The sequence below is a fragment of the Mucilaginibacter sp. UYNi724 genome (assembly GCF_054057495.1).
In genome coordinates this window covers 17,554-39,085 of the sequence record NZ_JBSRZI010000021.1, presented here as the reverse complement: position 1 = coordinate 39,085, position 21,532 = coordinate 17,554, and the positions used below count along the sequence as shown (strand labels likewise).

The following is a 21,532-nucleotide window of genomic DNA, read 5'->3' as shown; positions in this document are numbered from 1 at the left end:
ATCGTTAATGGCGCGGCCAAAAACATTAAGAAACTGGCTGTGATAGGCCGTCAACACTCAAATGTTAATGATTTATGGTACGCATTGGCAATAAATATGTATGATAGGGCAATTAACCAGTGTATAATTTATAGTTATTTGTTAGTCAAAAACAAAGCGCATTAGTACTTTCATTACAATATATTATTATCTTATGAGTAGAACCCTAATTAAGAAAAGGATTGCCTTTTTTCAACTGATTGTTATTTTTTGTTTTAGCCATATGGCAAGTTATGGTATACAGCAACAACCAAATACTTTTTTGTCAAAGTCTGATACGGCATTTGTGCCCAAAGAAATTGAGGACCCTGAAAACATTGGCATCAACAAGGAAGCGAGCCATGCTACATTAATGCCATATGCTTCTTTAAAAGAAGCACTGGCAGCCAAAAGACATGCATCCTCATTTAGTCGGAGTTTAAACGGCGCATGGAAATTTAATTGGGTAGACTGGCCACAAAAGCGCCCTGTTGATTTTTACAAAACTGATTATGATGTTTCCAATTGGAAAGAAATTAAAGTGCCATCATGTTTTCAAGTAGAAGGATATGGAACGCCTTACTACAGTAACTTCAATTACATATTTCAAAAAGATTTCCCAAAGGTGATGAGCACGCCACCCGAAAAATTTACCGCATATAAAGAAAGGAATCCGGTAGGCAGTTACCGTCGTGATTTTACCTTACCAGCACAGTGGGAGGGCCGCCGCACCTTTATCACTTTTGACGGAGTGGATGCTGGGTTTTTCATTTGGGTGAACGGCAAAAAGGTTGGTTACAGTGTAAATAGCCGCAATGCAGCAGAATTTGACCTGACGAAATATGTGCATCCCGGTAAAAATACTTTAGCTGTAGAAGTCTATCGTTTTACAACCGGCAGTTATTTGGAAGATCAGGATATGTGGCGTTTAAGCGGCATCTTTCGCAACGTAACATTGTGGAGCAGCCCGCAACAACACATTAGGGATTATTTTATCAAAACCGACCTTGATAAGCAATACCGCGACGCAAATGTTTTAGTTACTACAAAAATTAAGAATTACGGCAGCACAGTAACAAAAACACGTCAGGTAAGCGTTACTTTATACAATGGTACTATTCCTGTACCAGGGGCAACCGGCAAAAAAACGATTCCAGCTTTAAAACCTGGAGAAGAGGTTACTGTTAATGTGAATTTAAAAGTAAGCAACCCACAAAAATGGACAGCAGAAACACCGAAGCTTTATACTTCTGTTATTACGCTTACAGATGGGGACAAAACGGTAGAAACACTTTCATCACGCACCGGGTTTCGCGAGATTGAAATCAGAGGGCGCTTGTTTTTGGTTAATGGGATGCCAATAAAATTAAAGGGGGTAAACCGCCACGAGAACTGGCCGGACGACGGGCATGCGATAACCGAAGCACAGATGATACGGGATATTGTGCTGATTAAACAAACCAATAGCAACCATGTACGTACCTGCCATTATTCTGATGACCCAAGGTGGTACGAATTATGTGACGAATATGGCATTTATCTTGTTGCCGAAGCCAATGTGGAATGCCATGGCGCCATGAACGAGTTTAACGATGAACCGAGGATTAAAGCGGCTATAATAGACAGGAATGTAGCTAATACAGAGAATTTCAAAAATCACCCATCTGTAATGATCTGGTCATTAGGTAATGAAAACGGCAGCGGCGGCACTAACTTTAGGGCTGCATTAAAAGCAGTTAGGGCGATAGACCCTACAAGGCCAACACATTACGAAGGTTTTGGTACAGGCGACGACAGAAACCCTGCAGATATGGACAGTCAAATGTACACAAACGTAGTAAGCCTGGAAAATGCTGCTACCGATCCAAAACTTACCAAGCCGTTCTATTTATGTGAATATGCACATGCCATGTTTAATTCTATGGGCTCTGTAGATATTTATAACGAATTATTCGACAAATATCCGGCCTTACTGGGCGGCGCGATATGGGAGTGGCAGGATCAGGGTATTTACAATAACCGGAACCCTGAACATCCTATAACCGCCTTTGGCGGTGGATTTGGCGAATACCCGAATGACCGCTACTTCATTCATAAAGGCGTTGTGTTTTCAGACAGGTCACCTAAGCCGCATTTTCCTGAATTGAAACATGCTTATCAATGGATCAGCATCAGAGCAAAGGACGTTAAAACCCAAATATTTACCATCAAAAACCGCTATCAGTTCATCGATCTTAACAGCTTTACCGCCAAATGGGAACTGAGCGAAAACGGTACCGCTATCGCATCAGGACCGTTATTGGTAGGCTCCATTAGTCCGGGTAACGAAAAAGATATAAAGTTACCTTATCTAGTAAAGCCTAAAGCCGGCGCGGAATATTTTGTCCGGGTCTTATTCCAATTGGCAACAGATAAATTATGGGCTCCGAAAGGATTCGAAATTGCTGCACAGCAATTTGAATTACATACACCAATACCTGCTTTGATAAACGGCTCGCAAGGTGGTAACCTGACATTAAATGACTCAAAAGACGCCATTAAAGTAAAAGGTGCTGATTTTAGCCTTGAATTCGATAAAACGAAAGGCACTTTCACAAAAATGGAAAGAGACGGAGAAAACCTCCTGAGAGACAACGGCGGTCCAATGCTGCATTTATGGCGTGCCCCGCATCAAAAAGATGATATGTGGGCTTATGGCGATTGGGTAAAAAATGGATTACAAGCTATAAACTGGGCAGCGGATGACGTGAAGGCCAGACAAGTTGCGAGTAACGTAGTGGAGATCAGCGTAAGCCTAACAGGTACCGGCAAACAAAACTTTGTCGTCCATCATAAAGCAGTGTATACGATAAATGGTAACGGCGTTATTAAAGCGGTGAATAACGTGGATTTCAGCGATCCTAAACTGGTTCTGGCACGCATTGGTATACGAATGTTCCTCAATAAAGATCTTGACCAGTTTGATTACCTGGGACGTGGGCCCATGGAAAACTATGGGGATCGTAAGAGCGGGTTTGATGTTGGACATTATTCTGGCAGCGTGGTTAAGGAATTAACCCCTTATGAAAAACCAATGGAATGTGGTAATCACGAAGATGTGCGTTGGGCTAATGTAAGGTCTGCAAAAGGCCTGGGAATGAATATTATGCAGGTCGACTCCTTAATGCAGGTTGCGGCATTACCGTACAGTGATGAGGAAATGGAAAATGTAGAGTATAAAATAGATCTGCCGAAAAGCAAGGGAACTGTTTTATGCATCAGTCATAAAACACTAGGGGTTGGTTCCAACGGTTGTGGGCCACAACCATTGGAACCCTATAAGGTATATGCGAAGCCAACCGTGTTCAGTTATCAGATACAATTGTTCCAAAAGAAATAATAGTTAACAATTATATAATGCGAGCCAGGTTGGGGAGCGAAAATAAATTTTAAACAATTTAATTTTTGCTCCCTTCCTTTTGGTTTAGTTTTAAAGAAGTCGTGGTTATGGCAATTATATACTTTAGGTTAATTGTAAAATAATTAGCCAGTTCAACATGTAGAAAATTGTCTTTACTGAAAGATTAGGTAATTTAGTTTATATATGCGTTAAAAAATCTGATAACGATACATCAATGAAAAATGATTATAAAAAAATATTTCTGCAAGCATCCTTCACATTGATTTGCTTCAATGTTTTTTCACAAGCAACCATTACAAAATACCTTTCAGGAACTGATAAAGATCATACCCTACAATGGGATTTTTATTGCAGTGGTGGCAGAAACAGCGGTAAATGGACAAGAATTGCAGTTCCGTCTAATTGGGAACAACAGGGCTTCGGTACTTATAATTACGGGCACGATGAGGTTAAAGCAACTGAACAGGGTATTTATAAATATAATTTTTCTTCTACAGGATCTGAAGGCAAGAAAGTATTCATCGTTTTTGAAGGATCGATGACAGACACCAAAGTTCAGATAAATGGTAAACAAGCTGGCCCTGTGCACCAGGGAGGCTTCTATCGCTTTAAGTATGATATAACTGACCTGCTCAGGTCTGATGGGGATAACATGCTGGAGGTAACTGTCGACAAAAATTCGGCAAACTCGTCCGTAAATGATGCTGAGCGCAGGAATAGTGATTTCTGGGTATTCGGCGGGATTTTCCGTCCGGTTTATCTGGAGATAGTTCCCGAAACTTTCATTGAAAGGGTGGCGGTGAATGCCAAAGCCGATGGCTCGCTTCAGGTGGATCTATATTCTCAAAATTTAAAGGCCGGTGAAACCATTGAAGCGCAAGTGCAAAAACTAAATGGCGAAAACGTAGGTAGCCCGTTCACTGCTAAAGCGGTTCTTGGTGCAGCGCATCTCGAATTGAAAAGTAAGGTTAACAAACCTTTATTGTGGAGCGCCGAATTTCCTAACTTATATCAGGTAATAGTTTCTATAAAAGACAAGCAGAACATTATTCACCGTGTTAAACAAAAATTCGGTTTCCGTACGGTTGAATTGCGAATAAATGATGGCTTTTATGTAAACGGGGCCAAGGTAATACTTAAAGGCAGTAACCGGCATAGCTTTTGGCCTGAAACCGGGCGTACCTTGAGCCACAGTATCCAGCTAATGGATGCAAGCTTGATGAAGCAAATGAATATGAATGCGGTGCGCATGTCACATTATCCACCCGATCAAGATTTCCTGGATGTTTGCGATTCTCTGGGCTTATACGTTCTGGATGAATTAACCGGCTGGCAGGCAAAATATGATACCATAGTCGGCGGTAAATTGGTAAAAGAATTGGTGGTTCGCGATGTAAATCATCCATCTATCGTTTTTTGGGACAACGGTAATGAAGGCGGGTGGAACAGGGGGCTGGACAATGACTATGCCTTATATGATCTGCAAAGACGCACGGTTATACATCCATGGGAGAAATTTAACGGAACCGATACCAAGCATTATCCTGATTATAATTATATGGTTAAAGCTGCCGCTACAGGGCAAGAAGTATTTTTTCCAACAGAGTTTATGCACGGGCTTTACGATGGAGGTGCCGGTGCCGGGCTTGATGATTTTTGGAACATGATGTTAAAACACCCGCATGGGGCAGGCGGTTTTATCTGGGCATTCTTGGATGAGGCGATTATTCGTACCGATAAAAACGGTGTTTACGATACCGATGGTAATCATGCACCTGATGGTATCGTTGGTCCACATCGTGAAAAAGAAGCCAGTTTTTATACCATAAAAGAAATCTGGTCGCCGGTTTATATTGAATCGAAACCTATAGATGGTACCTTTAAAGGTAAAATACCTGTAGAGAACAGGTATGCCTTTACTAACATGAACAAATGTGCCTTTAAATGGAAACTGGTAAAATTTCCAACGGCACACGATAAAAAAACCGAAGCAATAGTAAATGCTACCGGCATACCTGCTGTAGCCAATATCAAACCCGGCGAAAAAGGCTTACTTAATTTAAAGCTACCTTCATCGTGGAGAAGAAACGACGCGCTGTATCTCACCGCATATGGCCCGGATAAAAAAGAGATATTCACCTGGAGCTGGGCAATTACTCCTCCTTTGGCCGTTGCTAAAAAAACAATTATCCCTCCTCCCAAATCTGTAATAATTGTAAAAGAAAACGATGGTGTTTTGATTGTGAAATGCGGTGGAATAAATTATTTTTTTGATAAATCAACCGGGTACATACAAAAGGTGATGAAACCCACAGGCACCGTTTCTTTATCGGGTGGTCCGGTTTTGGCAGGCATAGATAACCAGTTGAAGAGCTTCACCCATCAAGGCAGTAAAAGACAGTATATTGTGGAAGCCAATTATCAGGGCGTTGCTCCGCTACATGTGAAATGGACTTTTACAACTAAACAACCCGTTAAGATGGAATATCAATACACTCAGCACGGCGACGTCGATTTTATGGGTATCACTTTCAATTATCCCGAAGATAAAATTACAGGTATGAAATGGCTTGGTCGCGGACCCTACCGGGTTTGGAAAAACAGGCTGAAAGGCCAGGCATTTGGTGTTTGGCAAAAAGCGTACAACAATACCATAACAGGAGAAACCTGGGGATACCCGGAGTTCAAAGGCTACCACGCTGAAGTTAACTGGGTTGTCATAGAAAATAAAGAATCGCCGTTTACGATTTATATAGCTGATAAAAATACTTATTTGCAAGTGCTTAACCCGTCCCGGGAACAAGATGGGCTTCAAAATAATAACGTAGAACCCGCTTTTCCTGCCGGTACGATAGGGTTCTTAAAAGCTATAAGTGCCATCGGTACTAAGTTTCAGCCAGCAGATGTATTAGGGCCGCAAAGTCAGAAAAACCACGCCACCGGCGAAAAAATAACCGGGACATTGTGGTTTGATTTTAGCCAATGATGAATAGATTCAATCTTCCAATAAACATCAATATGAAAAATTACCAGGGAGTAAATTTGTTTTCTATCTTGTCCTGTTTAGTATGGGCGCGGCCACATGCCTTTTTCTTCTTACGTAAGCATTTCGTTTTAAAGACCATCGGACAACAGATCCTGGTTCGTTACCGCTTAATACAGTTAACGCACAAACGGTGCAGTTTGCTTGCATTCTCCTACCGCGATTACTTTTCCGGGCAATGGGAATATCTGGGTAACCGAGCAAACGGATTTTATCCGGATAATTAAAAATGGAAAACTTTTTCGTTTACACTAAACGCTACACCGTGTTGTACCAATTTTGGCTCTGGGGTTCTTATAAGATCCGCAACCTTATCTATGGTACCAGACGTTAACGTAACGGTTACAACGGCTGCCGGCCCCGCGATCATCTCACGCCGTTAATGTTGAATTTATAGAGCCTTTCAAGTTTCACAATTTGGTAATAATGAATGCACGTATCGGACTTTTTAAAATTATCTCTTTGCTGTTAAATAGGCAAAATTTAGCTCCGTATCAATATCAATATTGCCTTTGTCAAAAGAAATCGCAGCCACATCATCTTGGTTTTGCTTAAATTTTTTTTGCACCTTCGTTTCCTTTTAGATGAAGGAGTGCGGGGAAATAAGTCTTTTTAAATAGAGCCAAGATTGCAAAAAATTAATATAAATATCTTATATTCAGTTAGTTATATAGTCAAATCTAATTAGTATACCGCGAAGTATACCGAATTCTTTGTATCAATTTGATGTTGTTTCAGAACGTTTGTTACTTAAATATAAGAATTAAATTTGCACAATTCAAATGAAAAGGTAAATATCAAATGAGCAAATTTATCAAAAGAACCATTTTGCCCGTTATTTAATTGACCAATGTGCGATAGCTTTTAACTGCACCGTCAGTTTATTTTGTTCTTCGGTGAATATTTCTGTTTTGGTTAAACCCATAATTATATCGCAATATTACGATGTATATTTGATAGACCAAAATAAACTTTAAGATGGGGAGTTGATATGAATGTTAACTTATTTCAAAACAGAGTATAGTCAAAAAATGTTAAGCCAGCTGTTTAGCGGGCTGGTTAAAGACTTCCATCGCTTTATCTAACTCTTCGTTTAGAATTTTGGCATATACCTCAGTATGTTTTACTGATGAATGGCCCATTAATTTGGAGACATACTCAATTCGCATCCCCTTTTGTAATGCCCTTACAGCCCAACTGTGCCTGGCTGTATGAAAGGAGATGTTTTTATAGATCTTCGCTTTTTTAGTAAGCTCTCGCAAGCTTTTATTTACATAGGTAGTTGCTGAGGAAATTGCCTTGTGCAGGATCAATTTATCAGATTCATCTGTAGCTATTTTTAAGAATGGAAAAATAAAGCTTTCCGGATCAATAAAACTCTCACCTTTTCGGCTTTGAGCTATAGTCCTATAATATGTTAACATATCCAACGACTTTTCGGGAAGCTTGATGCTTATATCTTCCTGATTCTTTTTAATGATAAAATAAAGGTGGTCGCCATCAAAGTTTTTCCAGCGCATGGTCAAAAGATCGGAAATCCTAATGCCTGCGGTGTAAGTACTAAATATGTATAAATTCCGGTGGTGACATAACATCGTATTTTCCGGTAATTCCAACTTCTCCAATCTATCTAATTCATCGTCAAGCAAAAACTCCCTTGAAGTCTTTTGAGATCTCAACTTTATCTTATTGAACGGATTTTTTTCAATTGGCATTAGTTCCTCGGCAGTTGCGTCATTTATCAATGTCCGAATTATTTTGAGATTAGAGTGTATCGTATTCGTGTGGTTATTCAGATCATTTTTCAAATGCTCCTGAAACCCCCTGATAAAAGGAACGTTGAGTTCATCGAAAAAAAGAAGTTCCTTTCCACTAAATGTTTTTAGTTTTTTAAGGACGCAATTATAATGATTGATGGTTCCTATACTAAATTCTTCCGTGCGTTCCCGAATTCGCTTTTCAACAAAAGTAAAAAAATCTCCGGGGGTTATACCACATAATTTAGATTTAATATCATACGCGCTCACAAAGTTTGACCTGCTTTCCATTTCCAGGGAAGTTGCTTCCGCCTCTGCCTCTTTGATCGATAGGTAACTATTGATCTGTTTCGCGTTTACAACTCCAGACCTTACCTTGCCGGTTTTTTCATTCCAGTCCTTCGGGTCAATGTATACGTCAAGTGCAATATATTTTGACCGGCGATTTTTTGTTATTCGAAGATAAATAGGTACTTGACCATATTTATTGATCTTATTCATTTTTGGGAAAACTTTAACGGATGCCATTTTAGTGAATTTTGAGGTGAAACTTTTATTAACGTTCTCCCAATAATAAAAGCTCCACGAAAAGATTGAAATATTCGTTTGGTACAGTTTGAGATGTTTTACCTTAAAATCACACGATCCCAGTTTAAGAAATGTAAAAGCTCCTACGTAAGCTAAATTTTAGCTATAGCAAATGTTTTACCTATGTTGTACCAAAACGAAAAAAGCCTTAGTAATCGTTTGACTACCAAGGCGTTACTTTAAATTTTCGTGATCCCGCTGGGATTATTTTTTGACGGGCTTTACCCCTATATATCAATGAATTAGAACGACCAAATTTCAATAGGTTACCGAAAAGGTTACCGATTTACTTTGTACTAACTTGTACTATTTTGATGTCGTTTAAAGAATGAACATTTAACTTCTACAAATATACAGTTTAATTAAATAATGGTACAAGACTATAAAGTAAATAGTGCCGATTTTTTTAACGTGTGCGAACCATTATTCCCGACTTTTCGACTTTAAATTGGAGGCACCTAATTATATAAATCTTTTCCCGAATACTGTAAAATTCAAAGTCTGAACCGGCGTAAATTTGTGCTGTTAAACAAAAGACATGGCAGCACTACAATTACAAACCCTTACCTTCCCCGTTACCGGTATGACCTGCGCCGCCTGTGCGTCGAGTGTAGAATCTATGATCGGCGCGCAAAAAGGCGTTGAAAAGGCAGAGGTAAATTACGCCACGCAGTCCGTTAAGGTTGCCTTTCATCCGGAAATTATTCAGCCTGTCAGTTTACAGCAATCGGTTCAATCTGTCGGTTATGATCTGATCATTGATACGGTAAACGGAAAAGAAAAACAAGCAGCGGCACAACAGAGCCATTACCAGCAGTTGAAGAGAAATATTACCTGGGCCATTATTTTAACTGTTCCCGTGGTAATGATCGGGATGGTATTTATGGACATCCCTTATGCCAATTATATCATGATGGTATTAACCGCTCCGGTGCTTTTCATAGCGGGCAAAAACTTTTTCATCAATGCCTGGAAGCAAGCCCGACATGGCCGGGCTAATATGGATACGCTGGTTGCCATGAGTACAGGCATTGCCTTTTTATTTAGTGTTTTCAATACTTTTTATCCTGAGTTCTGGCACCGGCAGGGCTTGCACCCGCATGTTTACTTTGAAGCAGCTTCGGTGGTGATCATTTTTATCATGCTCGGGAAGCTATTGGAAGAAAAAGCCAAATCAAACACTTCATCTGCGATCAAGAAATTAATAGGTCTGCAACCCAAAACAGTACTGCTGATCACCACGCAGGGAGAGATCGAAACCGCTATCGCAGATGTGCAGATCGGTGACCAATTGTTAGTTCGTCCGGGTGATAAGATCCCTGTAGACGGTGTGGTCTATCAAGGCAATTCTTTTGTAGATGAAAGCATGATCAGCGGTGAACCCGTCGCGGTTGAGAAAAAAGTCGGTGATCCCGTTTTTTCAGGTACCTTAAACCAAAAAGGCAGTTTTCGATTCAAAGCGGAAAAAGTAGGCAGCGGTACCATGCTGGCCCAGATTATCCAATTAGTGCAGGATGCGCAAGGCTCTAAAGCGCCGGTACAGAAATTGGTGGATAAGATCGCTGGCATTTTTGTACCCATCGTGATGCTGATCGCCTTATTAAGTTTAGGGGCATGGCTGTTTTTCGGCGGTCAACATGCCTTAACACAAGGCTTACTGGCAATGGTTACCGTGCTGGTTATCGCCTGTCCCTGCTCTTTAGGGCTGGCTACGCCTACGGCTATAATGGTGGGTATTGGTAAGGGTGCCGAAAATGGCATTTTAATTAAGGATGCAGAAGGTTTAGAAATAGGCCATAAGGTCAACACGGTGGTTTTAGATAAAACCGGCACCATCACACAGGGAAAACCCATAGTTACAGACCTGCATTGGGCAAAGTCACTTCCTATTGATCAAAGTCAATTACAGGCATTATTTTTAGCGGTAGAACAACAATCTGAACATCCTTTAGCTGATGCCATAGTAGCTTACCTTAAACGCAGCCATGAAACTTTGGTAAAAGTAACCTCTTTTAATAGTTTAACTGGGCGCGGCGTTGAGGCAAATTATGACGGCCAAATTTATTTTGCAGGAAGCCATAAACTGATCGAAGAAAGAAATATAATCGTACCCGAAGATTTGAAAACTTCTATCAGCACCTATTTAAATCAGGCAAAAACGGTGATCTATTTCGCCAATCAAACGCAGGTACTGGCAATTGCAGCTATCACTGACCCGATAAAGACAGGTTCAGCAGCGGCAGTAAGCCAATTAAAAAAACAGGGAATCGAGGTATATATGTTGACAGGCGATAATGCGCAAACCGCAGCTGCTATAGCAAAAGAAGCGGGTATTGATCATTTTAAGGCCGATACCATGCCATCAGACAAAGCAGATTTTGTGAAACGACTACAAAGCCAGGGAAAAATCGTAGCCATGATCGGTGACGGCATCAATGATAGCCAGGCATTGGCTCAGGCAGATGTAAGCATAGCGATGGGGAAAGGTTCTGATATCGCGATGGACGTAGCCAAGATCACCTTGGTTTCGTCAGACCTTCAGCAAGTGCCCAAAGCATTAAGGCTTTCCAAACTCACGGTTCGTACGATACGTCAAAACCTGTTCTGGGCATTTATATATAACCTGATCGGTATACCTATTGCCGCGGGTGTTTTATACCCTGTTAATGGGTTCTTACTCAACCCGATGATCGCAGGCGCAGCAATGGCATTAAGCTCGGTATCGGTGGTCAGTAATAGCCTTCGGCTAAAATTTTCAAAACTTAACCTTTAATTTTTAAATCATAAACAAACATGGAAACTTTAAAATTCAAAACCAATATCAAATGTGGCGGTTGTATTGCAGCCGTTACCCCAACTCTAAATACTTTAGACGGCGTAGCCAAATGGGATGTAGATACCGCAAACCCGGATAAGATCCTTACAGTAGAATTGAACGACGGGTTGACAGCGAGCGAGGTTATCAGCGCTTTAAAAAGCAAAGGATACAACGCTGAAAAAATTTAACTGTATTTTCGTTCAAATAAATAGATGATCCTGCATATCAAAAATATGGTTTGTGACCGCTGCATTATGGTGGTCAGGCAACAGTTGCAAAATATTGGGCTGGACGTTGGCGAAGTCAATTTAGGCACCGCCATCGTTCAGCCTGAGCCGAGCAATGAACAATTGAGCCTAATCTCATCACAACTTAAATTGCTGGGCTTTGAATTGCTGGACAATGAAAAGGATCAAATGGTGGAACGGATTAAAAGTCTGGTCATTGAAAAGGTACATTATAGTGACCTGGCCGATTCCCATTTGAATTTCTCGGAGTATATTTCCGAGGGTCTGAATAAGGATTATGCTTACCTCAGCCGGATGTTCTCCGATGCGGAAGATACGACTATTGAAAAGTTTATTATCCAGCAAAAGATCGAAAAAGTAAAAGAACTGCTGGAATACGGGCAATTAAATTTAAACGAGATCACCTGGAAGATGGGTTACAGCAGCAGCGCGCATTTATCTGCACAATTTAAAACGATAACCGGTTTAACGCCCAGCCAGTTTAAAGCTTCAGGGAAAATGAGCAGAAAAGCTATTGATAAAATTTGATTCAACTCAAAACAAATTAATAAGGCATCAGGTTCAATAATAAAGCTTTAACCATGGAAAAAGGGAATTACAAAATATTTGTTTGGATGCTGGTCTTGTCATTTATCATCATGTACGGAGTGATGTTTTTAAATGTTGATCAAGCCGATCATATTTATTTAAGCATGACCCGACTATACATGACTTTAATGATGGTAGCCGCCATGGCCTTATTGATGTTAGCGATGATGCGGATGATGTATAAAAACCGTAAGCTGAATATTATTATTACGCTATCAAGCATAGCAGTTTTCATTCTTTGCCTTGTCGGAGTTCGAACCCAAACCTTTGTTGGAGATGTGCAATATATGAAAGGGATGATCCCACACCATTCTATTGCTATCATGACCAGTAAAAACGCGAATATTAAAGACCCGGAAGTGAGAAAACTTGCCGATGGGATCATCGCAGCCCAGGAGAAGGAGATCGCCCAAATGAAAAAAATATTGATACGGTTGGATAAATAATGACTAAAGGATATAAATTTAAAACGGAATTATATAAAACTTTTTATAGCCTTATTGCTTAAGTTTGCATTGAAGATGAAAAGTAAAGCGCTTTTATTATTATTCATATTCCTGCTAAACACCGTTACCGGGTTTGCTTGCTCTATACGTATGTCTATTCATGAACAGGAGGAAACTACAGAACACCATGATACAAGTGCTGAAGTTACCGATCATCACCACAATGGCGATGAAGCTACCGAACATCATCATGAACATCGCAAATTATCCCAGCCTTTGGTTCATGGAGAACCATTATTGAATCAAACCGCTATCTCTAATAACGATCCATGTTGTCAGGGAGCGGTTAACAATTTTAATACTTTAGCCAAGGTAACTCCACAGTCAAGCCACATTATTTTACTGGCACCCTTTACTTACATTTGTACTTGTCACCAATTCCATTTAAAGCCCATTTCGGTTAGTCAAACCAATCGATTCGTATCGATTGACGGACGACGACGGCCTCCCACATATCCTATCCGTATCGCGCTGCAAAGCTTTCAGATTTGATTAATTAATAGATCACCAGAACTATATGGCTCTGCCATGTTCCAATTTTCCTATTACATTAATAATTAATTCAGATCATGAAAAAGATATTTTTATTGGTTGTCCTGATGGCAACTGTTTCTACCCAACTACTTTTTGCGCAGGATACTAAGTCAACCTCGCTTACACCTTTATTGGCATCTTATTACGATATCAAAGATGCTTTGATCAAATCAAACAGTGCCGATGCTGCTGCACATGCCGGAGATTTTTTAAAAGCGGTTAACGGCGTGGATATGAAATCGCTTGCCGCAGCAGATATGTCCACTTTTATGGCCGCACAAGAAAAGTTGGCGTTCGATGCCAGGCATATTTCTGAGAGTAAGGATATCGCCCACCAAAGGGAGCATTTCGCTAATTTTTCAGCTAACTTTTTTAAACTGGCCAAAGCTGTAAAATTAACCGATAAGCCTGTTTATTATGCTTATTGCCCGATGAAAAAGAGCTATTGGTTATCTGCTGAGGACGCGATCAAAAACCCTTACTACGGCAGCCAAATGCTTACCTGCGGTAAGGTTACTGAAACCCTGAATAAATAAACTAACTAATTATTTCTTAAATAATTTGATCACCATGTGCTTTTACTTGCGTATGGTGGTCAATAAATTTATAACCATACCATGAAAAATTTAATCATTATTTCATCGATCAGCCTGGCTTCATTTTCAATGACCGCCTGTAATAACACGAATAAATCAGCTGCTAACAGCACAAAGGATACAACCACTTCAACAAACGCTGCCCTGGTCGATGCTAAATCAACTACTGCAAAAGGCGGCGTTGATCCCAAAACTACTGCTTCTGTAAAGGAAATGGTTGGAAACTATTTACAGCTAAAAAATGCGCTGACCAAAGATAATAGTAGCGATGCGGCCACTGCCGGAAAAGCGTTGTCAACCGGCTTTGCAAACCTTAATCAGTCCATATTAACACCTGCGCAAAAGAAATCCTTTACTGACATCGCCGATGATGCGAAAGAAATGGCCGAGCATATCGGGATGAGTGGCGGTAAGCTACCCCACCAGCGGGAGCATTTTGATATGTTAAGCAAGGATATGTACGACCTTATTAAACTATTTGGCGCAGCACAACCTTTGTTTGTAGATCATTGCCCGATGTATAATGATAAAAAGGGAGCCATCTGGCTGAGTGAAACAAAGGAGATCAAAAACCCCTATATGGGTTCAGGTATGTCTACCTGTGGTACGATCCAGGAAGAATTAAAATAGACGCTATGAAACGTATGATCAAGATCTCGCTAACTGTAATAGTTGCGCTATTTATCATTATTCAGTTTATCCCCCGCGATCACAATGAAAGCGAAGCTATGCCGACAAATGACATCAGCAAGGTATATGCAGTTCCGGTAAACGTTGATGCTATTCTTAAAAGGTCATGTTATGATTGCCATAGTAATCATACCGAATATCCGCTGTATTCCTGGCTCCAACCAATCAGGTTGATGATGGACAGGCACGTCAGCAAGGGGAAGGAAGAACTGAATTTTAATGAGTTTGGGACCTATTCCTCCAGGAAACAAAGAAGTAAATTAAGGGCTATCGGTGAAAGTTTAGAAGAAGGCTCGATGCCATTATCTTCCTATACTCTCATTCACAGGAATGCTATTCTTTCAACAAAAGATAAAGCAATACTCATGAATTGGGTTAAACAGAACGACGATAGCCCCATACTAAAAAATTAACATGAAAAAAATACTATTTGTGGCGATGCTGCTTTGCTTAAAGCAGTTCGCGTTCGCTCAAAGCGATATGCAAAATATGCCTGGTATGCAAAAACAACAGCCGGTCACCTATACCTGTCCCATGCACCCGGAGATCCATGCGACCAAGCCGGGTAATTGCCCTAAATGTGGCATGAAACTGGTCAAAGAAAAACCTAAAGCTACCGTGAAAAAGACCGGCGGTATTCCTGCGAAAGCACCCGGAAAAAAAGCGGATGATATGAGTGGAATGAAAATGGATGGGATGAAAATGGATCAGAAAACGCCCCCCATTGAAAAGCCGGGTGGTATGCAAATGGCCAAAGATACCGGTAAAAAGGCAGGTGATATGGGCGGGATGAAAATGGACGGGATGAAAATGAATGATGCCGGTGAAATGGCCAATGATATGAAAAGCGCAAAAGCAAAGTTAGGCCCCATCAAAACACTGGTCAACAATGTGCCGCCACGTACTGTTCGTTATGATCTCTATATAGCAGACACTATCGTCAAATATGCAGGTAAGCCAAAAAGGGCAATCGCGGTGAATGGCAGCATTCCCATGCCGACGCTGACTTTTACCGAAGGCGATACGGCCGAGATATATGTGCATAATAAATTGAAAGAAGAAACATCCCTGCACTGGCATGGCCTTTATTTACCAAACCGTTATGATGGCGTACCTAATCTCACACAGATGCCGATCATGCCGGGTGAAACGCACTTATATAAATTCCCGATCAAGCAGCATGGCACCCACTGGTATCATAGCCATACCGGCTTGCAGGAGCAGATCGGTATGTATGGTGCATTTATCATGAATAAGCGGAAAGAATGGAATATCCCAACCTTACCGGTGGTTTTAAGCGAATGGACGAACATGAACCCTAAAGAAGTTGACCGCAGTTTACACGCCGCATCCGACTGGTTCGCCATACAAAAAGGCACTACACAAAGTTATCTGGAGGCGATCAAAGCAGGTCATTTTAAAACTAAAGTAGCAAATGAGTGGAAACGCATGAATGCGATGGATGTGAGCGATGTCTACTACGATAAATTTCTGATCAACGGCAAAGATCAAAATGAGCAACCCCAATATAAAGCCGGGGACAAGGTAAGGTTACGTATAGCCAATGGCGGTGCTACGTCCTACTTCTGGCTTAAATATGCCGGTGGTAAAGTTACGGTGGTCGCTTCTGACGGTAATGACGTTGATCCGGTTGAAGTGGACAGACTGATCATCGCGCCATCTGAAACTTACGATGTGGTAGTTACTATTCCGGAAAGTAAAAGTTATGAATTTTTGGTTACACCCGAAGACCGCACCAAATCAGCTTCGCTTTGGTTGGGCAAAGGGCAAAAGGTTTATGCAGAAAAAATGCCGAAACTGAAATACTTCGCCGGGATGAAGATGATGAACGACATGATGGACATGAGCGGTAATATGGTACAAATGGACGGCATGAAAATGCAAAACCAAACCATGGACATGAATACTGTCATGTATCCTGAAATAACCGGCGCGGATAAACCCCAGGCAGACAATAAAAAAGGCACTATGCCGGGTATGCAGATGGCGAATGATAAAAGCATGGCTGGTATGAATATGGCGGCCGACAACTCGGATATTGTGACTCTTAACTACGGGATGCTCCGTGACCCTCATAATACGACATTACCCAAAGGCCCGATGAGGGAACTTAAATTTGATCTGACCGGCAACATGAACCGGTATGTATGGACAATGGATAACAAAACGGTATCCGAATCAGACCGGATCTTAATAAAAAAGGGTGAAAATCTAAGGATCATCCTATACAACAACAGCATGATGCGCCACCCGATGCACCTGCATGGACATGATTTCAGGATTATCAACGGGCAGGGTGAAAATGCTCCGATGAAAAATGTGGTGGATATTATGCCGATGGAACGGGACACCATAGAGTTCAACGCGTCTGAAGCTGGCGGAGACTGGTTCTTTCATTGCCATATTTTATACCACATGATGAGCGGTATGGGCAGAATATTTAGTTATGAAAACTCGCCGCCTAACCCGGAAATACCTGATCCTAAGCTTGCGCGAAAGATGTTAAACATGGACGACCAGATGCCGCATTTCATGGGCAAACTTGGATTAGAAAGTAATGGAAGCGATGCGCAATTTATGCTCTCCAACACCCGCTGGAAAGCCAGTACCATGTGGCATTTAGGCACCGACGCTACGATGGGTTATGAAAGTGAAACAATGGTCGGCCGTTATATTGGTCGTAACCAGTGGTTATATCCGTATGTTGGCTTTGATTATCATTACAAGAAGTTTAATCCCAATGAGAAGAACATATTTGGTAGCGACTACAAAAATATGTTCGGCCAGGTAAGCAACAAGAATGACCGACATACCGTAGTGGCCGGTGTTGCCTATACCTTGCCGATGCTTTTTGTGGCGGATGCACGTATCGACGGTGATGGCAAGTTGCGCTTCCAGTTAGGACGGGACGACATACCGGTTTCAGCCCGTTTACGCTTCAATATCATGGTGAACACCGATAAAGAATATGCGGCTGGTTTAAGATATATCGTTACTAAGTATTTCTCCTTGTCAACGCATTACGACAGTGATATGGGCTTAGGCGGCGGATTAACGCTGACTTATTGATATAGCAGATGAAGGGTTCATAAGTGATAAGGATCACATATGAACTTGTTGATGATCAGATAAATATAAGGCCAATTAGTGGATTTTTGTGATAGATAACATTTACTTCCATTAAACAATCAAATCATGAAAAAACTAAATCTGCTGTTGCTGATCTTATTGGTCATAATAAGTGGCGCCACGGGTGCATTCGCCCAAACCGTCCGCGATTCTTCCCAAAAAATATTTATTAACGCCAAGGGAGGGATACATAACCATGCCGGGACAAAACTTGGCTATATTGATAAAAACAATATGGTCAGGGATAACACCGGCAAGGAGTTATATTTTATCGATAAAGATGGTAATGTTATTGGCTCCGACGGACGAAAATTAGGTATGGCAAAAAAGAATGGTTCGTACTATAATATCAACGGCGACAATGTTTTAAACACCAAAGATATTGATAGAGAGAACTGCGCCATTTTAGATCCACAGGGGCATAATTTCGGAACGACACACAAAAACTATAAGCTCCATGCCTGCGCCGCGCATTGCTACTGGTTAATGAAGGCAAAGGAAAAAGCAGTAAAAAAAGCATAATTATTTAACTGATATTAAAATTAAAGATCATGATGTACTACGGAAATTTTGGAGGAATGCATTTGATATGGTGGTTCATTTGGATGATCCTGCTGTTTTGGATATTCGCGACACCTTATGATATTCCCGGCCAGCGGAAGCGGAAAGACACGCCGCTGAATATACTACAAAAGCGATTTGCTGCCGGTGAAATCACGACAGAAGAGTACCACGAAAAGAAAAAGATACTTGAAACTGATTTAGCCAAATAATTCACAATTATGGAAATGAACAAAACGCCGGAAGATATGGATCATAGTAAAATGCACAAAGGCCATGACCCGCATATGGGAATGTCGGAGCACGACCACCACGCCATGATGATTGCTGATTTTAAAAAGCGGTTTTATGTGGTGTTGGCATTGACCATTCCTATTATGTTGCTGTCAACCATGATACAGCATTTTATAGGGATAAACTGGCAATTTACAGGCTCTTCCTACATTTTGTTTGCCCTGTCTACGGTGGTATTTATTTATGGTGGCTGGCCTTTTCTAACGGGTTTGGTAGCTGAAGTAAAAGCGAAGAATCCCGGCATGATGTTTCTTATTGGCTTCGCTATTACCGTTGCCTATAGCTATAGCGTGGCTATTGTATTCGGTTTGCAAGGAATGGATTTCTTTTGGGAACTGGCTACCCTTATTTTGATCATGTTATTGGGTCATTGGATAGAAATGCGTTCGGTTATGGGTGCGTCAAATGAACTGGAGTTATTGGTTCAGCTCATGCCCTCAGATGCGCACATGGTCATGCCGGATATGGTGCATGATGTAAAAACAGATACGCTAAAAGAGAACGATATTATCCTGATCAAGCCCGGCGAGAAAGTCGCAGCAGATGGGATCATATTGGAGGGTGAAAGTTACCTAAATGAATCGATGCTGACGGGTGAATCCAAGCCGGTATTAAAAGCAAAGGGCGATAAAGTAATTGCTGGTTCTATCAATGGAAATGGCTCTTTTAAGGTAACCGTATCTCACGCGGCAAAAGATTCCTATTTATCGCAGGTGGTTAAACTGGTCGATGATGCACAAAAATCAAAATCACAAACACAGCTTTTGGCGGATACAGCAGCCAAATGGCTAACCGTGATCGCGTTGGTAACGGGTATCGCTACATTTCTTTATTGGTACTTAACGGGGCAGACCTTAGCGTTCGCGATGGAAAGAATGGTAACCGTTATCGTTATTTGTTGCCCACATGCTTTGGGTTTAGCCGTCCCGCTCGTGGTGGCGAAATCAACGGCCCTGTCGGCTAAACACGGTTTGTTGATCAAAAACAGAACCGCCTTCGAGAACGCCAGAAAAATCACCACTATAGTATTCGATAAAACGGGTACGCTTACTGTTGGAAAGTTTGAAGTGTCAAAGGTGGTTTCCCTAAATAAAGACATCAAGGAAGATGAGCTGATCCGTTTGGCATCGGCGCTGGAGCAAAAGTCTGAGCATCCTATTGCTACAGGCATCCTTCAAAAAGTTAAAGAATTAAAACTACCCATTCCGCAAGCCGAAAACTTTAAGGCGATCACGGGCCAGGGCGTAGAAGCGACTGTAGAGGGCAAAAAACTATTGGTAGTTAGTCCTGGCTATTTGAATGAAAATAAATTAGCTGTACCGGATGGATTTACCGCCAATGACACCGAAACGGTGGTGTTTGTATTGATCGATCAAAAGCTGGCGGGATACATTGCCCTATCAGATGAAATACGTCCCGAATCAGCGGAAGCGATTAAAACGCTAAGGGAAGAAAATATCAAATCTATCCTGCTGACTGGTGATAACAAAAAAGTAGCAGCCAGCGTAAGTAAAACGTTGGGCATGGATAGCTTTATTGCCGAAGTATTGCCACATCAAAAATTGGAAAAGATCAAAGAACTCCAAAGCAACGGTGAGTTTGTAGCGATGACTGGGGATGGGGTAAATGATGCCCCTGCACTGGCTCAGGCGGATATTGGTATAGCTGTGGGTTCAGGAAGCGATATTGCGGCTGAGACAGCAGGGATTGTTTTGGTTAACAGTAACCCCAAAGATATTGTTAGCCTGGTTTTATTTGGCAAAGCGACTTATCGCAAAATGATACAGAATCTGATCTGGGCAACAGGTTATAATGTTATTGCCCTGCCGCTGGCGGCAGGTGTTTTATACAACCAGGGCATTGTATTAAGTCCGGCGACCGGTGCTGTACTGATGACGGTAAGTACCGTAGTAGTTGCCATCAATGCCAGCTTATTAAAAGTAAAGAACTGATATATAAATCCATATATTTGAATTATGAAACGCTCCGCGCTTATTATATTAACGGCCATCTATCTCTTATCCCTCGTGGGTATCGGGATAAACCGTTTTTATTGCTGCGGTAAACTCACTTCGGTTACGCTGACCTATGCTTCGGCAGATCATACCGATAAGGATAATTGCTGTAAGAATGAAAGCAAAAGCTTTAAAATAAAGGACAGTCATGTTACGGGGAACACCGCTGTTTTAAGTCCGTCTACACCGGCTATATTACCGGCGCCTACTTATTTGGATGCAGCTGACATTCTTTCGGAACTATCTACTCCTATCAACTATCAGGCGAACGCGCCGCCGGGGAACGCTGATGTACCGATCTATACCCTTAATTGCGCTTACAGGATCTGACCTGTACGTTTATAGCCAACATTTCAGTACCGGGCTATACTTCCATTGTAATCAATCTTAATTCATAATTCACGCATAGGTTCTGCCTATGTTATTTATCCATTTTCAATTTTTAACAACATGAAAAAAGTAATGCTGATGGCTATTGCCATTCTGTTTTCTGCCGCGACCGTTTTTGCCGCGCATTCTACTAATCTCGTTTCTGACACTACTAAAACCAAAAAGGTAAAACCAGTTGCTAAAGTTCAGTACACCTGTACCATGCACCCGGAAGTATTAAGCGACAAACCAGGAAAATGCCCGAAATGCGGTATGACGCTGGTAAAAAAAGTCGACAAAAAGAAACCTGCTGAAAAGATGAAAATGTAAATGCTCACGGGGATAGGTCTGGCCCGT

Annotated in this window: 17 protein-coding genes; 16 read left to right on the top strand and 1 reads right to left on the bottom strand. The window is 41.3% G+C overall.

Translation table 11 applies throughout. The features are described from left to right. Positions 1 to 193: 193 nt before the first annotated feature. Complete coding sequence (locus tag ACVW0P_RS20990; protein WP_457133808.1) at positions 194 to 3,397, top strand: glycoside hydrolase family 2 TIM barrel-domain containing protein; 3,204 nt, start codon at positions 194 to 196, stop codon at positions 3,395 to 3,397. A gap of 235 nt (positions 3,398 to 3,632) precedes the next feature. Then, positions 3,633 to 6,404, top strand: a complete 2,772-nt coding sequence (locus ACVW0P_RS20985; protein ID WP_457133807.1) for a glycoside hydrolase family 2 TIM barrel-domain containing protein — start codon at positions 3,633 to 3,635, stop codon at positions 6,402 to 6,404. Positions 6,405 to 7,495: 1,091 nt separating this feature from the next. Here ACVW0P_RS20985 and ACVW0P_RS20980 read toward each other — a convergent pair. Beyond that, the gene (locus ACVW0P_RS20980) at positions 7,496 to 8,719 is read right to left on the bottom strand and encodes a tyrosine-type recombinase/integrase (RefSeq protein ID WP_457133806.1); all 1,224 of its coding nucleotides are present in this window, start codon (positions 8,717 to 8,719) and stop codon (positions 7,496 to 7,498) included. Between the two features lie 625 nt (positions 8,720 to 9,344). Between ACVW0P_RS20980 and ACVW0P_RS20975 the strand changes: the two genes are divergently transcribed. The 14 genes from ACVW0P_RS20975 to ACVW0P_RS20910 all read left to right on the top strand — a co-directional run bounded on the left by ACVW0P_RS20975 (position 9,345) and on the right by ACVW0P_RS20910 (position 21,505). Then, a complete protein-coding gene (locus ACVW0P_RS20975) occupies positions 9,345 to 11,579 on the top strand; it encodes a heavy metal translocating P-type ATPase (protein ID WP_457133805.1) in 2,235 nt (744 codons plus the stop codon). Between the two features lie 20 nt (positions 11,580 to 11,599). Continuing rightward, positions 11,600 to 11,812, top strand: a complete 213-nt coding sequence (locus tag ACVW0P_RS20970; protein WP_457133804.1) for a heavy-metal-associated domain-containing protein — start codon at positions 11,600 to 11,602, stop codon at positions 11,810 to 11,812. A 24-nt stretch (positions 11,813 to 11,836) separates the two neighbouring features. After that, a complete protein-coding gene (locus ACVW0P_RS20965; protein ID WP_457133803.1) occupies positions 11,837 to 12,400 on the top strand; it encodes a helix-turn-helix domain-containing protein in 564 nt (187 codons plus the stop codon). Between the two features lie 53 nt (positions 12,401 to 12,453). Next, positions 12,454 to 12,906 (top strand): DUF305 domain-containing protein, encoded by a 453-nt coding sequence (locus ACVW0P_RS20960; protein ID WP_457133802.1) that lies wholly within the window; start codon positions 12,454 to 12,456, stop codon positions 12,904 to 12,906. Between the two features lie 160 nt (positions 12,907 to 13,066). Then, entirely contained in the window at positions 13,067 to 13,207 is a 141-nt protein-coding gene (locus ACVW0P_RS20955) for a hypothetical protein (protein WP_457133801.1), read from the top strand. A 328-nt stretch (positions 13,208 to 13,535) separates the two neighbouring features. Then, positions 13,536 to 14,036, top strand: coding sequence for a DUF3347 domain-containing protein (locus tag ACVW0P_RS20950; protein WP_457133800.1), 501 nt, complete (start codon positions 13,536 to 13,538; stop codon positions 14,034 to 14,036). A gap of 81 nt (positions 14,037 to 14,117) precedes the next feature. Further along, positions 14,118 to 14,726 (top strand): DUF3347 domain-containing protein, encoded by a 609-nt coding sequence (locus ACVW0P_RS20945; RefSeq protein ID WP_457133799.1) that lies wholly within the window; start codon positions 14,118 to 14,120, stop codon positions 14,724 to 14,726. Between the two features lie 5 nt (positions 14,727 to 14,731). Continuing rightward, the gene (locus tag ACVW0P_RS20940; protein WP_457133798.1) at positions 14,732 to 15,199 is read left to right on the top strand and encodes a heme-binding domain-containing protein; all 468 of its coding nucleotides are present in this window, start codon (positions 14,732 to 14,734) and stop codon (positions 15,197 to 15,199) included. Position 15,200: 1 nt separating this feature from the next. Further along, positions 15,201 to 17,876, top strand: a complete 2,676-nt coding sequence (locus ACVW0P_RS20935; RefSeq protein ID WP_457133797.1) for a multicopper oxidase domain-containing protein — start codon at positions 15,201 to 15,203, stop codon at positions 17,874 to 17,876. Positions 17,877 to 18,002: 126 nt separating this feature from the next. Then, on the top strand, positions 18,003 to 18,458 hold the full coding sequence (locus ACVW0P_RS20930; protein ID WP_457133796.1) for a 5-fold beta-flower protein: 456 nt from the start codon (positions 18,003 to 18,005) through the stop codon (positions 18,456 to 18,458). A 29-nt stretch (positions 18,459 to 18,487) separates the two neighbouring features. Then, complete coding sequence (locus ACVW0P_RS20925; protein WP_457133795.1) at positions 18,488 to 18,709, top strand: SHOCT domain-containing protein; 222 nt, start codon at positions 18,488 to 18,490, stop codon at positions 18,707 to 18,709. 9 nt (positions 18,710 to 18,718) lie between these two features. Next, a complete protein-coding gene (locus ACVW0P_RS20920; RefSeq protein WP_457133794.1) occupies positions 18,719 to 20,743 on the top strand; it encodes a copper-translocating P-type ATPase in 2,025 nt (674 codons plus the stop codon). Between the two features lie 24 nt (positions 20,744 to 20,767). Beyond that, the gene (locus ACVW0P_RS20915) at positions 20,768 to 21,136 is read left to right on the top strand and encodes an HYC_CC_PP family protein (RefSeq protein ID WP_457133793.1); all 369 of its coding nucleotides are present in this window, start codon (positions 20,768 to 20,770) and stop codon (positions 21,134 to 21,136) included. A 120-nt stretch (positions 21,137 to 21,256) separates the two neighbouring features. Next, complete coding sequence (locus ACVW0P_RS20910; protein WP_457133792.1) at positions 21,257 to 21,505, top strand: heavy metal-binding domain-containing protein; 249 nt, start codon at positions 21,257 to 21,259, stop codon at positions 21,503 to 21,505. The last annotated feature ends 27 nt before the right edge of the window (positions 21,506 to 21,532 follow it).